Annotated in this window: 14 protein-coding genes, 2 tRNA genes and 1 pseudogene; 8 read left to right on the top strand and 9 right to left on the bottom strand. The window is 49.7% G+C overall.

Annotated elements, in window-relative coordinates; all coding sequences use genetic code 11:
- Window positions 1–14 precede the first annotated feature (14 nt).
- The 4 genes from LQ945_RS04660 to LQ945_RS04675 all read right to left on the bottom strand — a co-directional run bounded on the left by LQ945_RS04660 (window position 15) and on the right by LQ945_RS04675 (window position 3,894).
- The gene (locus LQ945_RS04660; protein WP_270102373.1) at window positions 15–1,478 is read right to left on the bottom strand and encodes an aldehyde dehydrogenase family protein; all 1,464 of its coding nucleotides are present in this window, start codon (window positions 1,476–1,478) and stop codon (window positions 15–17) included.
- Window positions 1,479–1,500: 22 nt separating this feature from the next.
- Entirely contained in the window at window positions 1,501–2,250 is a 750-nt protein-coding gene (locus LQ945_RS04665; protein ID WP_219648247.1) for an SDR family NAD(P)-dependent oxidoreductase, read from the bottom strand.
- Between the two features lie 127 nt (window positions 2,251–2,377).
- Window positions 2,378–3,010: a LysE family translocator gene (locus LQ945_RS04670; RefSeq protein WP_270102374.1), complete on the bottom strand. Its 633-nt coding sequence runs from the start codon at window positions 3,008–3,010 to the stop codon at window positions 2,378–2,380.
- 68 nt (window positions 3,011–3,078) lie between these two features.
- Window positions 3,079–3,894 carry an AraC family transcriptional regulator gene (locus tag LQ945_RS04675; protein ID WP_238387471.1) on the bottom strand — a complete coding sequence of 272 codons (816 nt, stop codon included), beginning with the start codon at window positions 3,892–3,894 and terminating at the stop codon, window positions 3,079–3,081.
- Window positions 3,895–4,218: 324 nt separating this feature from the next.
- Here LQ945_RS04675 and LQ945_RS04680 point away from each other — a divergent pair, with 324 nt between their 5' ends.
- Entirely contained in the window at window positions 4,219–4,524 is a 306-nt protein-coding gene (locus tag LQ945_RS04680) for a helix-turn-helix domain-containing protein (protein ID WP_270102375.1), read from the top strand.
- Window positions 4,525–4,609: 85 nt separating this feature from the next.
- On the opposite strand, the gene LQ945_RS04685 is transcribed toward LQ945_RS04680, so the two are convergent.
- The gene (locus LQ945_RS04685; protein WP_333482956.1) at window positions 4,610–5,530 is read right to left on the bottom strand and encodes a TolC family protein; all 921 of its coding nucleotides are present in this window, start codon (window positions 5,528–5,530) and stop codon (window positions 4,610–4,612) included.
- Between LQ945_RS04685 and LQ945_RS04690 the strand changes: the two are divergent.
- Window positions 5,489–5,683: pseudogene (locus tag LQ945_RS04690) on the top strand (DUF4942 domain-containing protein); the annotation flags it as partial. The gene LQ945_RS04685 and the pseudogene LQ945_RS04690 sit on opposite strands and share 42 nt — an antisense overlap.
- 140 nt (window positions 5,684–5,823) lie before the next feature.
- Here the strand turns inward: LQ945_RS04690 and LQ945_RS04695 are convergent.
- Window positions 5,824–5,913, bottom strand: a tRNA-Ser gene (locus LQ945_RS04695).
- A 92-nt stretch (window positions 5,914–6,005) separates the two neighbouring features.
- Between LQ945_RS04695 and mtfA the strand changes: the two genes are divergently transcribed.
- Both mtfA and LQ945_RS04705 read left to right on the top strand, forming a co-directional pair.
- Entirely contained in the window at window positions 6,006–6,794 is a 789-nt protein-coding gene (gene mtfA, locus LQ945_RS04700; protein WP_270102376.1) for a DgsA anti-repressor MtfA, read from the top strand.
- A 101-nt stretch (window positions 6,795–6,895) separates the two neighbouring features.
- Window positions 6,896–6,971 (top strand) — tRNA-Asn (locus LQ945_RS04705).
- 208 nt (window positions 6,972–7,179) lie between these two features.
- Here LQ945_RS04705 and LQ945_RS04710 read toward each other — a convergent pair.
- Both LQ945_RS04710 and LQ945_RS04715 read right to left on the bottom strand, forming a co-directional pair.
- Entirely contained in the window at window positions 7,180–7,797 is a 618-nt protein-coding gene (locus LQ945_RS04710; protein WP_270102377.1) for a dTMP kinase, read from the bottom strand.
- Between the two features lie 581 nt (window positions 7,798–8,378).
- Window positions 8,379–9,059, bottom strand: a complete 681-nt coding sequence (locus LQ945_RS04715) for a Crp/Fnr family transcriptional regulator (protein ID WP_182822874.1) — start codon at window positions 9,057–9,059, stop codon at window positions 8,379–8,381.
- A 232-nt stretch (window positions 9,060–9,291) separates the two neighbouring features.
- Between LQ945_RS04715 and LQ945_RS04720 the strand changes: the two genes are divergently transcribed.
- The 3 genes from LQ945_RS04720 to LQ945_RS04730 all read left to right on the top strand — a co-directional run bounded on the left by LQ945_RS04720 (window position 9,292) and on the right by LQ945_RS04730 (window position 12,491).
- A complete protein-coding gene (locus LQ945_RS04720) occupies window positions 9,292–10,254 on the top strand; it encodes a nucleoside hydrolase (RefSeq protein ID WP_270102378.1) in 963 nt (320 codons plus the stop codon).
- Complete coding sequence (add, locus tag LQ945_RS04725) at window positions 10,251–11,264, top strand: adenosine deaminase (RefSeq protein ID WP_270102379.1); 1,014 nt, start codon at window positions 10,251–10,253, stop codon at window positions 11,262–11,264. Before LQ945_RS04720 ends, add begins: the two co-directional genes overlap by 4 nt.
- A gap of 66 nt (window positions 11,265–11,330) precedes the next feature.
- Entirely contained in the window at window positions 11,331–12,491 is a 1,161-nt protein-coding gene (locus LQ945_RS04730) for an MFS transporter (protein ID WP_270102380.1), read from the top strand.
- A 207-nt stretch (window positions 12,492–12,698) separates the two neighbouring features.
- Here LQ945_RS04730 and LQ945_RS04735 read toward each other — a convergent pair whose 3' ends face one another.
- Entirely contained in the window at window positions 12,699–13,616 is a 918-nt protein-coding gene (locus tag LQ945_RS04735; RefSeq protein WP_269933697.1) for a LysR family transcriptional regulator, read from the bottom strand.
- 104 nt (window positions 13,617–13,720) lie between these two features.
- Between LQ945_RS04735 and LQ945_RS04740 the strand changes: the two genes are divergently transcribed.
- Complete coding sequence (locus tag LQ945_RS04740; RefSeq protein WP_044552325.1) at window positions 13,721–14,929, top strand: MFS transporter; 1,209 nt, start codon at window positions 13,721–13,723, stop codon at window positions 14,927–14,929.
- Window positions 14,930–15,055: the final 126 nt, after the last annotated feature.

Raw genomic sequence — 15,055 nt, forward strand, 5'->3', positions numbered from 1 at the left:
TGCCGGTCTTATCCTTATTCTGCAAACCAGACCGCAGGCAGATCAGTCTGCAGTGTGATGGTTTTTATTTGCGTGTAGGCATTGAGCGTTTCCTTGCAGAACTCGCGGCCGATGCCACTGTTCTTGTAACCACCGAACGCGGTGCCATCGGTAATGTTCGAGTAGCTGTTGATCCAAACGGACCCGGCTTCCAGCCGGTCTGCGGTCGCTAGGGCATTTTTCAGACTGCGGGTGTAGATCCCCGACGCCAGCCCATATTCGCTGTCGTTAGCCTCGGCGATCATCTCGTCATACTCTGACCATTTGATCAGCGTCAGCACCGGCCCGAAAATTTCTTCCTGGCAAACGCGCATTCCATTTTCCGCAGCAAAAATCGTCGGCTCAATGAAGTAGCCGTGCTCGCAGCCGGCGACGACGCGGCGTTTGCCGCCGGTCAGCAGGGTGGCGCCCTCCTCGAATCCGGTCCGAATATAAGCCAGCACCCGCTCGCCCTGTTTCTCAGAAACCAGGCAGCTTACCCGGGATTGCTCGGCCAGCGGTGAACCGACGCACACCCGTTCGAAAGCCGTCACCAGTTTGGCGCTGAAACGCTCGTAAATATCCGCGTGGACGAACAGCCGGGTGCCCGCCAGACAGGACTGGCCGTTATTGTGGATGGCGGCAAAGGTCACGTTGTCCACCACCGCATCCATGTCTTCGATGTCCGGGAACACAATATTGGGGCTCTTCCCGCCCAGCTCCAGCGTGACGGGCACCAGCCGCTCCGCGGCGGCCTTGGCTACCAGCTTGCCCACCGCCGTGCTGCCGGTAAACGAAAGCTTGCGCACCTTCCGGTTGCCGGTCAGCGCCGCCCCCGCCACGCTCCCCAGCCCGGTAATGATATTGACGACGCCGGCAGGGAAAATGTTGGCGATCATCTTGCCCAGCTCCAGCGTGGAGAGCGAGGCGTTTTCATCGGCCTTCAGCACCACAGTGTTGCCAGTCACCAGTGCCGGCGCCAGCTTGAAAGCCGCCATAATCGCCGGCGCATTCCAGGGGATAATCTGCCCGCAGACGCCAAGCGGCTCGCGTTTCGCCAGGCTGTAGCCGTCCGCGATGCTTCTGCCGCTGTCTTCGTGCCCCATGACAACCGCGGCGAAATAGCGATAGTGTCTGACCGCCGTTTGATAATCGCGGCGCACTTCGCTGATACAGCGGCCTACATCCTGCGCGTCGATTTGCGTCATTCTTTCCTGATCGCTTTCCAGCACATCCGCTAGCTGCGCCACCAGGCGGGCGCGGACCTGCTGCCCTAATGCCTTCCAGGCGGGGAAAGCCGCTTCCGCAGCCAACACGGCACGCTCGACGTCCCGTTCGTTACAGTAGCGCAAATCCGCCAGGCGCTCCCCGGTAGAGGGAGAAATAACGGGATGAATATCCGTGCCATCCAGCTCGAATACGCCGTTAATCAGTGGCCCATAGGCTTTATCTAATGTCATCTCTGTTCCATTCTTCGCTAAATTAATGTAAACCGCCGCCGACGATCAGGCTCTCGCCGGTGACCCAACCCGCCTCGTCCGAGGCGAGATAGGCCACGGCTGGGGCGATATCTTCTGGTGTGCCGATGCGTCCCAACGGGGTGATGGATTCAATGTGCGTTTTAAAATCGGCGTCGAAAAAGCCGCTGTCATGCACGCCTTCCGTGATGACCAAGCCAGGATTGACCGCATTCACCCGGATCTTGCGCCCGCCAAGCTCGTTGGCCAGCGTCTTGGTGATCGAATCCACCGCGGCTTTAGAAGCGGTATAAACCAGCGAATTGGCTGGTGTAAACGAGGTCACGCTGGAGCTGATATTGACGATGCTGCCGCCCGATTCAGGCATGGCGGCGACCGCCGCCTTGCAGCAATAAATCAGCCCTTTGACATTTAAGTTGAAGTGCCTTTCATATTCCGCATCGCTAAATGCTTCCAGGCTATTGGTGGCATAAACACCGGCGTTATTGACCAGCACGTCTAGTCGACCATACTGCTCTACAATGTTTTGCATCAGGCCTTTGACTTCGGCCTCAATGCCGACATTGGCCTGCAGTGGAAAAGCGACGCCGCCCTGCTCATTGATTTCTTTAACCAACCGGTTGGCATCTTCACGCCCGCGGGAATAGTTAATGAAAACCACGGCGCCTTCCGCCGCTAGGCGTTTAGCAATGGCTGCGCCAATTCCCTTTGAACTGCCCGTCACCAGGGCAACTTTATTTTCAAAGCGTTTCATTAGTCATTCTCCTCTGTATTTGTGAAACTCAGGAGGAGATTACGGGAATTTCGCAGTATGCTGGATAGCGGTGCGAACATAAAACCTTATCAATCGAACAACGTTGCCAATCTGCGTATTTAAGACCCTAGAATAAATGCGAAGCCAGAATGGAAATGGCCAACATCAGAATAACGGTGCCAAAAAATTTATTAATATAGATAGCTATGCTAGGGTGATTTTTTATTTTCATTGCAATGTTACCGGCCAGAAACACCAAGGGAATTTCAATCAATAACATAATGAAGATTAGCTCAAAACCCAATATCAGCATCTGCGTACCAGGCATGCCCGCCTCAACCCGAATAAACTGCGGTATAAACGCCAATGAAAAGATGATGGCCTTAGGGTTCAGCAAATTGGTCAGTAATCCTTGCGAATAAAGTTTATGAGGGCTTTTCCGCTCGCTGTTGTTTTGAAGGCTGATCGCGTTTTTGTTGTTAAAAATGCTCAAGCCTACCCACATGATATAGAACGCGCCGCCAACGACAAAAAACTTATATAACACAGGTGAAGAGGCGATCAGTGCCGTAACGCCGGCAATCGAAAGACCGATGTGACACGTCACTCCAGTGACGGAGCCCAATAAGGTAATCAGCCCCGCTTTCGTGCCCTGGCTTATGGCATTAGACAGTGCGCAAAGCATGTCGGCACCAGGAATAAGCGTTAACGCAGCGGCCGAAAGAGCAAATAAACCCAGCGTGGTAATATCGATGAACATGTTTTCCTCCCGTCGTCAAAAAGGCACATTGTCAGTCCTTTTGTGTCGGCGAGATAGAATGATATTGCTCAAGTACACCGGTCGCGATAGCTGCGCGGAGTGACTCCGTAAGTCGACTTAAATACCCTGCCCATATGCGATTGATCGGCAAATCCGCAGGCGCTGGCGATTTCCGCAATGTTGCCGCCTCGGGAAAGCAAGACCTTAGCCTGTTGCAATCTGAGCTGCCGTTGATAGCGGTTCGGCGATAAACCGAATTTCGCGGAAAACTGGCGACATAGGTGGAACTTCGACATGCCGACAGCCTGCGCCAGTATATCCAGACGCACCTCCTGGGCATGATGATCGTGCAGATATTCTTTTGCTCTGCTCAAGCTTGGCGAGATGTCGCTGGCCATCGTAAAAGACTGCCACGGGGAAAACACCTGAAGCAGATCCGCCACACAGTGGCTCCATACCACTTCACGGTCAAAGTGACTGGATTGTGCATCGGTCAATACCATAGCGGTTTCACACAATTTCTTAGCGAAAGACCTATGTTCGATATGCTTCCCCTTGATCGCGGGTAAATGCATTGCCATGCTTTCCGCTGCGCCAAGCAGCATCTGGTGACTGGGATAAAACATAAAATAGTGACAGCCTTCATTACCCAAAGCGGTGCCGGCATGCATCTGCCCTGGCGCGATGATGCTGACTTGCCCACGGCAAACGATACCGTCGGCATCGCCTTTGGCGCTGTTGTTATTGGCGCCGCGCAGGACAACGCCAATCGACCAGGTATCATGCCAATGCACGTCAAACCGATGGTCTGAAAAATCCGCGACGAGCAGTTCAAGCCCGCCCAATGCGTCAAAACGATGCATAAATGCCGAATTGCCCATCATCTTTTACCCGATTGCCGGTTATACGCGTCGGCCAAAATAACACACAACGTACGCCTTCGCTCTACACGGAAGCGGCTTTCAGAACATAAAGAAAAGGGGCCTTCTGGCCCCTTCACATTCTGTTCGTCTACCTTATTCCCTTGCTCTCATGCCGATTAATGTTGATTAATCGCGCCATAGTTCAACGGCTGCCAGTCGTAACCTTTCCTCCCTTTATTGAGCAACCATTATATAGGCTGGTTTTCCGCGCTGGCTGACAAACAGTTAGGGGCGGCGATCGCAGCGGTTCACAACGCTTTATCGTTCCCCTGGACAGTGGATAACATGGCGAATAAGGCCAATATGTCCCGCTCTGCGTTTGCCCACCGCTTCAAAGATGTGGTCGGATTATCGCCTATGGAATACCTCACCCGTTGGCGGATATTGCAGGCCTGCGATACGTTAAAAAATGGTGAATTATCAATATCTACGATTGCATTTGAGCTGGGGTTTCAGTCTGAAAGCGCCTTCAGCACCACCTTTAAACGGATAATGACGCTATCCCCTCGCCATTATCAGCGGCTGCCCGCCACCGGAATGAGCATTCTGCCGCCTATCTCATTGACGGCCTCTCCTGACATGCATCAGTAAAACCGCCACTCTATACGCAGTACTTAAACCTCCGCGTGCGCCCGAGCCGCCAGCGCGTACGGAGAACCCTTTACCGCACAGAGCATTATGCACGCCGTGTTATGACGTCACCCTCCCCGTAGACCATCCCCCCCAATGCCTTATATACCATCACTATATCGATAAACGTTCCCGTATCCGCCTCTGCCGGGCTTTCCTCAGCCGATAACCTTGTGCGATCGGCTGCCAGGCTGGTCAGATAGGGCGCGCCACCGGCTTTGTAGCGAGCCTCAGCTAACGTGGCCGCTCGCCAGCTTTCCGACACCGCTTCCGTCAAAGCCTGTAAGCGCTGCTGCGACTGGCTATAGCGCATTAAAGCGCCTTCAGTCTCCTCTATTGCTTGCAACACCGTCGGCCTATGCCGTGCTTCAGCGCCCTGAAGGCGCGCTTGCGCTTGACGTTGTTTGGCCTTCACTGTGGCGAAATGCAACGCAGGCCAATCTATAGAAGGCATGACGCCAAAAGCTCTGCTGTCTCCATTAGGGATATCTCCGCCTCGAATAGCGACAAACACGATAAATCCGCCCAGATTAATGCGCGGATACAGCTCGGCGGTCGCTGCGCCAACATCCGCCGTTGAAGCCGCCAACGAACCCTCCGCGTTGGCTACGTCCGGGCGCTGGCGTAACAGCTCGTCCACGTCGCCGATCGGTAAACGAACGCTCAACGTCGGCAATGGCGTTTTGGGTATGACTTGCTCAACGTCGTTCGGGCGTAACCCCATCAATACGGCTAATTTATAACGCGCAAGATAATATTGCTCTGTCATCGGCGCCAAGCTGGCCTCGACGCGAGCACGTTCGGCCCTTGCGCTCGCGAGTTTATCTTCTTGCCCGCGCCCAGCAGCAACCATCGCTTCAACCACCCGCATCGTTTGTTGTTGATTGGTTAAATGCCCATGGGCGATCTCCTGTTTTTTTGCGCACATCGCGAAGATGTCACTCGCCGTCTTGGCGATCATATCCATTCAAAAAGGAGCAGTACCTACTATGAGGATGATATGTTCGCAATCAGGTACTTTCAGAAAGCGACGGCGCATATCACTTTCAAATGCCACGACTTAGTTCACAAATTGAATGACATAGTCGCAAAGCACTATCCGAATATGCTGGCTAAGTGATAACGTGTTCTGCAGAAAGTTGTCTAATAGAGTCCAGAAGGAATCAAAGCAAGCTAGTCATGAATGGCATACTGATTGGCATACCGGAAGATAGTTAAATGATAAAAAACTATTTAACTCAATGAGATAATACAATTTAGTGGCGGAGAGAGGGGGATTTGAACCCCCGGTAGAGTTGCCCCTACTCCAGTTTTCGAGACTGGTCCGTTCAGCCGCTCCGGCATCTCTCCTTCAAGTGCTTGCTATCATGCCCCTTTTTGCGGCATTTTTACAGAGTTAGCCTCCAGCCGAATGTTCAAGTGACGATTTTACGAGCAACGCGATGATTAAATGGCCGTGGAAAACGCAACAACCGCAGGCGGAAACGCTTGCCCAGTGGCAAGACGCGCTGGCAATCCCTCTGCTTTCCCCCTTGGATGAGCAGGAACAACAGCGGCTGATTGCCGTTGCCGGGCAGATTTTACAGCAAAAAAGCATCGTCCCCTTGCAGGGGCTGCAGTTGACGTCACAGATGCAGGCGCGCATCGCCCTGCTGTTCGCCCTGCCGGTGCTTGAGCTGGGTGCCGAATGCCTCGACGGTTTCAACGAGATCCTGCTCTACCCTACGCCTTTTGTGGTCGAAGACGAATGGCAGGACGACTTCGGCCTGGTGCACACCGGGCCGGTGGTGCAGTCCGGTCAAAGCTGGGAACAGGGGCCGATCGTGCTTAACTGGCAGGACGTGCAGGACTCGTTCGATCTTTCCGGTTTTAACCTGGTGATCCACGAAGCGGTGCACAAGCTGGATATGCGCAACGGCGGCAGTGCCACCGGTGTGCCCCCTATTCCGCTGCGCGACATTGCCGCCTGGGAGCATGATCTGCACGCCGCAATGGAAAACCTGCAGGACGAGATCGACATGGTAGGCGAAGAAGCCGCCAGCATGGATGCCTACGCCGCCACCGATCCGGCCGAATGCTTCGCCGTACTGTCGGAATATTTTTTCAGCGCACCCGAGCTGTTGGCCAACCGCTTCCCGGCGTTGTACCAACATTTCTGCCGCTTCTATAAGCAGGATCCGCTGGCGCGTTTACAACGCTGGCAGGCCGAGGCAGGCGTAGACCGGCCGTAAGCTCGCCACATTGCTCAGATGCTGAGCAGTCGAACCGAATCGGCGAATTTAGCGTTGACACACTCTGGGTGGCTGGATATGATGCGCCCCGTTCAGACAATTCCTCTGTAGTTCAGTCGGTAGAACGGCGGACTGTTAATCCGTATGTCACTGGTTCGAGTCCAGTCAGAGGAGCCATATTAGAGAAGCCCGCTTAAGGAAACTTAAGCGGGCTTTTTGCTGTTCGGGATTATTGAATCTCCGACAGAATCCGATTTTATCCATAACGATACCGCGTTAACGGTGTTGAAGGTATAGCGTCAGTGCTTTCAGCCAGGAAGCACTATAGCTTTTTGAAACTCACACAGGTAATGAGTGGCGGAAGCTCTGCCCGCCAAACCTATGACTATGGGCATCCGGGCACTCTGTAGATCTCAGAAATCACCTGCATCGTTGCGTCTTCAAGCGAGCCTTCATTACGGCATAAAAACCAGCCGTGGTTTGCAATTTCTCGCTCGAACGCATGGGTACAAGCAACGTGCTCTTCCAGCTTATGAATCACCGTACTGCTTAGCCCACGCGGCCGAGCCGCTGCCCTCGCCCATGAGATATCAGGCGCAGTGACAACCCCGACATGCAGGTCTGGCGTTCGCACGTTTCGCTCCACGTTAAGCTGTAAAATCTCTGCAAATGGGACCATCCGACGAAACGCGGCATCCGAGGGATACCAGCGATCCATCAAGATAATGCTGTCCGGTGGCTGTTTAGTCAGCACGTGCCGGGAAATCCATGCACGGCTTTCCGCAAAACGCGCGCAGACTTCCAGTTCCAAATCCAGAGTGGGATTTCTGGCGAGTTTGTTAACAAGGGCCATGGTTTCCGCCCTGTAGGGATCGCTTTTTTTCTCGCAAAGTCGGATCACCTTCTTGTTGTCGGCCCTTAGTCCTTTCGTAATGGCTTCCAACAGTGTGGTTTTACCGGCTCCCTTGGGGCCATCCAGAGCAACAAACAGCTGACGACTCATTCTGCAAATGACGATTGATATAAGGTTTTTGTAAAGCTTGAATCTGGCAAAAGCATCTTGCTTCCTTGGTATGAATAGCTGCCCTCCCTCTTGGTTCGTCGGGGCATCTGGCGCGTCAGCGCGAATCGGATAGAGGGATTTTATCAACAGACAGCGATGAATATCCTGACAACGGCGCTAAATCAATCGTTTAAAAACCCAGGATTACGGCCGTTTATGTTCATTGCCCATAGGTTGTGCCCTACGCGAGGTAGTTTAAGGGATCCGCTGACAAAACGGAAAACCTCCCACGCCGCGCCTGTTTTTTAAGCAGACAAGCGTTGATGGGCAGTTGTGAGTGAAGAGCAGACGTTGAGGTAATACATCCGTGTTCATCAAATCTGTAACGTCTCAGAACCTGATATTAATCCATACGGCAAAAGCTCCTGCCTTTTAGGTGCTTTTGACTAAATACCATAGATCAAGTTTTCCCAAGCAGAGTACTCAACATGCGACGTAAAGGTTCTGCCGCTCCCCACAACAGCTGAACGCCACCGTACAGCTAATGCTGCCGCAACAACTTCAAAACCCGCAGGAAAGGGTTAAAGGTTATCAGGGGCCTGATGAATGACCACAGATTTGTTTTTATGGCTGATCATGCCGGTTCTGTTTAAATTATCCAGCGCACGCGTTAGCTGTCTGACAGAAATGCCCAGCATTGATGCCAGTTGCTCACGTTTGATTAACTGAAAACTATTCCCATAAATAATTGATTGTATATAAAGATAACGATGTAGCCTCTCAGTGGCAGTCAACAGCATTGATATTTTATTCTGGGAGGTTTCAAAAACTTTTTTAGCCAGATGCTTGCACAGAAATTTTAGAAAGCTGGCATCATTCAGGCCAGAAGTATGCAAAGCCTGTTCCGGAAATAAAATAACACGTGATGCCTGCAGCGCCTGCACTGTACTGAATGTGTTGTGCTGGCATTCATCACAAAACAATTCCAGGTCACCCACAACAGATAATGCGTTCTGAACGGTAAAAATAATATTTCCACCATTTTTGTCATACTGGCTAATCTGAAGCATACCATCGACGAGCAGATATACCCCTAAAGGCCGGCTATTCTGCATAATCAAAAAATTATTCTTATTCAGGGTAATCAACTTCGCTGCCGACAATAAATCAACAGGAATTATGGTGTCAATACTGAATGACCGGAGATAGTCTAATATGTGATGTCCTTTGCCCTGACCACTTCTTAAAATTGGCATGCTCATCTTACATTGTCCCGTTATATCCGGTGGTTCCGGAATGGCTTTGCTACCATCCTGATATCCAGTCAACATAATGCTGAATATATATCCCTGCTATGGGCCGGTTATGAATGCTTGCGATGAAGCATAGCTGAGTCGCATCTGTATCGGCAATACCGACAGCAAGAAATGGTCATGTGTCCTTTTTTTGCTATCAGGCTAATGCCAGAGTTAGGCCATCCACAGACAGGAGGGCATGATGAGAAAACTACTTATTGATACAGATACGGCTTCTGATGACGCAGTGGCATTACTGATGGCTTTGCGAGAACCATCAGTAATGGTGGAAGCTATCACGGTGGTTGCGGGCAACTGCAAACTGGAACAATGTGTGCGTAATGCGCTGGTTAGCGTTGAAAGAGCCGGTACATATATCCCGCCTGTTTATGCAGGAATGACCCGTCCCCTTATGCGAGATCCTTTTGTGTCACATCATATCCATGGGGCTGACGGAATGGGGGATATGGACATTTCATCACCCGCTCTGAAACAGGAACATCTCCATGCGGTTGATGCCATTATTTACTATGCCGAAAAGTACGCAGGTGAACTGGAGATCGTCACACTTGGGCCGTTGACCAACTTGGCGATGGCCGTACTAAAGTCACCCACGCTCATCGAGAAAATAAAGCATGTGTACGTTATGGGGGGGGCCGGCCTGACCCCTGGGAATATAACGCCTCTCGCTGAGTTTAATTTTTATGTCGACGCCGAGGCTGCCGACATTGTTATCAAATCAGGTTTATCGCTCACCGTGGTTGGCTGGGAAATAGGCATGGGTGAGGCATTTATCAATGAGCTTGATATCGATTATCTGAACCAGCTGAGTCCTCTTGGCCGCTTCACAGTACGATGCAATAAAACCCTGATGGAATTTAATGCGGGCAGAACAGATCGAAAAGGATTCGATTTACCCGACCCCACCACGATGGCAGTGGCATTGTATCCCGACATTATTCAGGAAGCTCTCGTCCGTTATTCCTGGGTAGAGTACAAAAGCCAGTCTTCATATGGCCATTATGTTATTGACTCAACGAACCTTACCGGAAATCCCGCCAATGCCAGGATCGTACTCAAAATTAAAAGCGGACTATTTAAAGAAAAATTATTCAGATTGCTGGCTGATCCTGTCAATATATGCGGAGGAAACAACTTATGAGTTTTGACGCACGGAACATTCCCAAAGTTGAACTACACGTTCATCTGGATACCTGTATCAGTTATCACTGTGCACGGATGCTTATGCCATCCCTCAATCTCAGAATGTTCAGAACGCATTTTATCGCCCCCGAAAAATGTAATGATTTGAGCGATTTCTTAAGCAGAATTACACCACAATTAGATTTATTACAGACCACTTGCGCATTGCGTCAGGCGGTCGATGATATCTTCGATCAGTTACATGCTGATGGTGTCATTTATGCTGAATTACGCTTTGCCCCTCTATTACATTTGAACCAGAACCTGACGGCCGAGCAGGTGGTAGAAACCGTTCTGGGAGCCATGCAGGCCAGAAGTCAGATATATGGTATAGAGGCTAATCTGATCCTGTGTACCTTGCGTCATTTTACGGCACAACAAAGTCTGGAAACCGCGAGGCTTGTAGCCCGCTATCTGGGAAAAGGTGTTGTCGCATTAGATCTGGCGGCGGATGAAGCGCGTTATTCTCTGGATAACCACATAAAGGCATTTGATTATGTCCGGAGTCATGGTGGGGATTGCATTGCTCATGCCGGAGAAGCGCGGGGGTTTGCCAGTGTGAATGAAACGCTAGATAACCTGAACGTATCGCGTATCGGACATGGTGTCAGGAGCGTTGAGGACAAAGCAACGCTGGACCGGCTCCTCCGGGATAACATCCATCTTGAGGTGTGCCCAGGCTGTAACATTGTCTGTAATATCTATCCGTCCATCGGGGACCATCCTGTCAATACACTTTTTCATGCAGGGATCTCCCTGAGTATCAACACGGATGCAAGAACGGTAGCCAATACAACGCTGAATGAAGAGTACCAGCTTTTACACCATATTTTTGGATGGAAGGACGAGGAGTTTCTGACCTGTAATCTGAACGCTATCCGAGCGTCCTTTGCCCTGCCGCGGGTCAAACAACGCCTTGAAAGAATCCTGCTGAGCCAGACGCTCTTGGACAAGCATGACACAGTTTAAAGCCTGAAATTTATGATTTGCTTCTAAAGTCTAATTTTAAAAAACTGCTGTTGTCCGTTATAAGGTATGGATAGTAAAGTGAAAAAGGTGCCAATATTTTTTTGTCTTGTCCTTTGTGTGATGACGTCCATTGCCGGTACAGATCTTGTATTGCCTGCAATTCCGCAACTGATAAGAGTCTTTCATACCACACCAGATGTATCTCAGTGGATACTTTCTGCCTATGTGGGGGGCAATGCCTGTGGCTTATTATTATTTGGCCGTCTTTCCGATTATTTCAGCAGAAAGAAACTACTTTGTTCTGCATTGTTTATTTTCTCACTGGCTTCGTTCGGATGCGCATATGCACCTAGTATATCCGTATTGGTAGCCATCCGGTTTGTCCAAGGAATAGCTTCAGCAGCAGCACCGGTATTCATTCCTGGCTTTATCAGGGAGTTATTTGATGAGCGAAGAACCGCCCGGGCTATTGGCCTTTTGGGGAGTCTTCAGGCACTGGTTCCGGCCGCTGCTCCACTGGTTGGGGTCATATTACTGGCTTTATTTGACTGGAGCATTTCGTTCAAACTGCTGGCGATACTGACTGCCGCTGCGGCTGGAATGGTAATGATTCAGGAGCTTCCTGAGAGGCACCACCGTCACCGTTCCTCAGGGGATTTCACAAGTTTATTGCGAAATCCTATCTACCTGCGTTATGCGCTGACTCATGCTCTGACGGTAGGAGGGATGATCACATTTGTTTTTGGCGCGCCAACGGTTATCACGCTGACGATGCACGGTACCCTCAACGATTTCATCATCATGCAGGTCACCAATATTGCTGGATACATCGTGGCTGCTAATCTATCCCCAAGGCTGGCAGAAAAATACGGTGCAGATAAAGTCATCATGGTAGGTACATGTCTGGCCTTATCAAGTGCCATCGCACTGACCGGATATGGCATGCTGAATGGCACTGGCACCTATGTTTTAGCAGCGCTGTTTGCCCCCATGGGGATTGCAATTGGTCTGAGAGGCCCGACTGGATTTTACCTTGGTATTGTGATTTCAGGAGACAATAATGCAAGAGGGGCCGCTCTGATTGCGTTTTTCACTTTTACTATGGTGACACTGGGGTCACTTGTGAGCGCAGAATTTATTACTCATGGTCTAATGGCGCTGGCAGCCTTTGTCATGGCTATGCATCTGTTGTCATTATTGTTATTTGTGATGCTACCCCGACCATAAATCAGTCCCTGTAAGGCATTTTATTTTCCAGCGTGAGAATACATATCCTCTCCCAGGTTTTCTCGAGGACGATGGTTGCTGTGATCTTTTCCCTGAGAGTTAGCACAGTACGAACTTAGCAAGGTCCGCTATGCGAACAGCGGACGTTCTGCGTTAAGTGGAGATTCATTGTGCCAACTGGGCACTCTGTAGCGATTCAATGCCGCCTTATGTTACTGAGGGTATATTGCTCAATTTCTGGTGCATGAAATCAATGAGCGCTCTTGTTTTAGCGGGCAAGTAACGTCGATCAGAATAAATAGCGAACAATTGCAATGGGGCTGCCGATTGTTCGAACTTAACCTCGATTAACCGTCCATCGCTAATGTAGGGTTGGCAGGCCTGTTTCGATAGAATTGCAAAACCGACACCTGATACCGCAGCTCGCCCAGCCATTTCTCCGCTGTTTACCCGATAATGTCCATTAACCTTTATTGTCTCGAATCCCCCCTTTATATTGACAAACTGCCAGGGAGCTCCTTTCAGTGCACTTACCGTTGTAATACAGGGTAATTCTTCAAACTGCTGGATATGAGAAGGAGTCCCATAACGCTCAATGACGGAGGGGGCTGCAACAATAGTGCAAGGGATAGTCACAAGATGACGGGCTATATAGTCACTGTCGTCCATCTGACCACGGCTGACAATGATAGCTAAATCCAGATCATCTCGCAGGGATTCAAAACCAGACAAATTTGTAACGCAGCTGACCTCCAGGTCCGGATACAGACAGGCAAAATCGGCAACAATAGAACCCAGCAATGCAGGACCTATTTCATTGGGAATACAGATGCGTAATGGCCCCTTGAGTTGCATTTGTCGCAACGTTAATTCTGTCTCAGTTTGCTCAAGCGCCTCCAGTAATGGCTTCGCTCGGGTATAGAGCAAGTGCCCCGCTTGGGTGAGTTTCATGTGTCGGGTACTGCGCTCAATAAGCTGAAGATTCAGTTTTTCTTCTAACTGAGAAATACAACGGCTCACATTTGATGTCGGCATTTCAAGGACTTTCGATGCCCCAACAAAACTTTCTCTTTCAACCACGGCCACAAACACTTTTAGGGTATTAAAATCAAGAGCCGAACGCATCAACTATCCCACATTTGATAATAATGAATGCCATTTCTACCATATAATAGACACCATTGATAGCAGTTACACTCAGGGCATCTTTTATCCATAGGTTGCTTGCTATGCCACTGGTCACAGAGACATTTAATTATAAGGCCCTCATGCGGATAGCCATTGTTATGGCTTTTATCCAATTCACTAATGCGCTGGAGTATATGGCGTTAACACCTGTGTTTACTTTTATGGCAGCCGAATTTTCGGTTCCTGTGTCATTTTCTGGCTATGTTTCTGGTATGTACACACTGGGTGCCGTCCTTTCTGGAATTGTTGCTTTTTATATGATCGACCGGTTTAATAAAAAACAATTCCTGGTCAATAATATGGTGCTGTTGGCAGTATTAACATTTTTCTCCACACTCACTACTCATTTTGACACTTTGCTCGCACTACGATTTTTCGCAGGATTGATTGGCGGAACCACAATGGGGGTAGGCACGAGCATTTTGCTCAATTATGCCCCAGCTAACTTACGTGGAAAGATGCTGGCAACGGTGATCGCATCATTCTCGATGGTGAGTATCGTCGGCATGCCAGCTATATTATTTTTGTGTATACACTATGGTTGGCATACTGCGCTATGGTTAATCAGTTCACTTTGCCTACTGTCTTTACCGTTGATAGTATTTATTATCCCCAAGGATACGGTTCCATCAAGCGTGAGGCGTAATCTATCTATTGATACCCAAACCTTACTTTTCGCCTCTTGTACTGCAATAGTACAATTTAGTCCAATGCTAATTATTCCCATTTTGACTCCATTAATGATGCACTCTATGGGAGCACAGCAAGACCTATTACCTTTATTATTCTTAAGTGGAGGTGTTGCAGGTTATCTTTCTACAAAAATAACAGGTGTTCTAACATCACGCTTATCTGCTCTTATGTTGGCAACAATTTCAACTCTGTTCTTTTTGGCAAGTTTGCTGATTCCTGCGATGGGCTATCATAATGCAGTTCTATTTATTACCTTATTTCTTGGAGCCTCATATAGCCGACTTGTTTCCGCTTCGTCGGTTGCTGTCCACTATCCTGAGGATGAACAACGAGCCGGTTTTTCTTCACTACAAACAGCAATTATGTCCCTGATAACAACTCTCGCATTCTTTCTGTCTTCCTTATTGCTACCTGACCAGGGAATAACAACGCAAAATCTGAACAGACTGTTAGTTGTCAGTGCATTAGCCGCATCTGGATTTCCCGTAATGGTCATAATACTTCAAAAGAAACTGGCTAAACGTACTACTCAGCCTGACCACCTCATCATTGATTAGCATAACGTCCGCTTTGCATAAGCGAACATGTATCCTAAGCGGCGAAGATTAATCACATCATCGTTACGAACGCTATGTAACCCTTCTTTGCCCGCACTTTAGATAACGCTATCCAACACCTGGTGA

This window comes from Serratia liquefaciens (assembly GCF_027594825.1).
Lineage (GTDB): Bacteria > Pseudomonadota > Gammaproteobacteria > Enterobacterales > Enterobacteriaceae > Serratia > Serratia liquefaciens_A.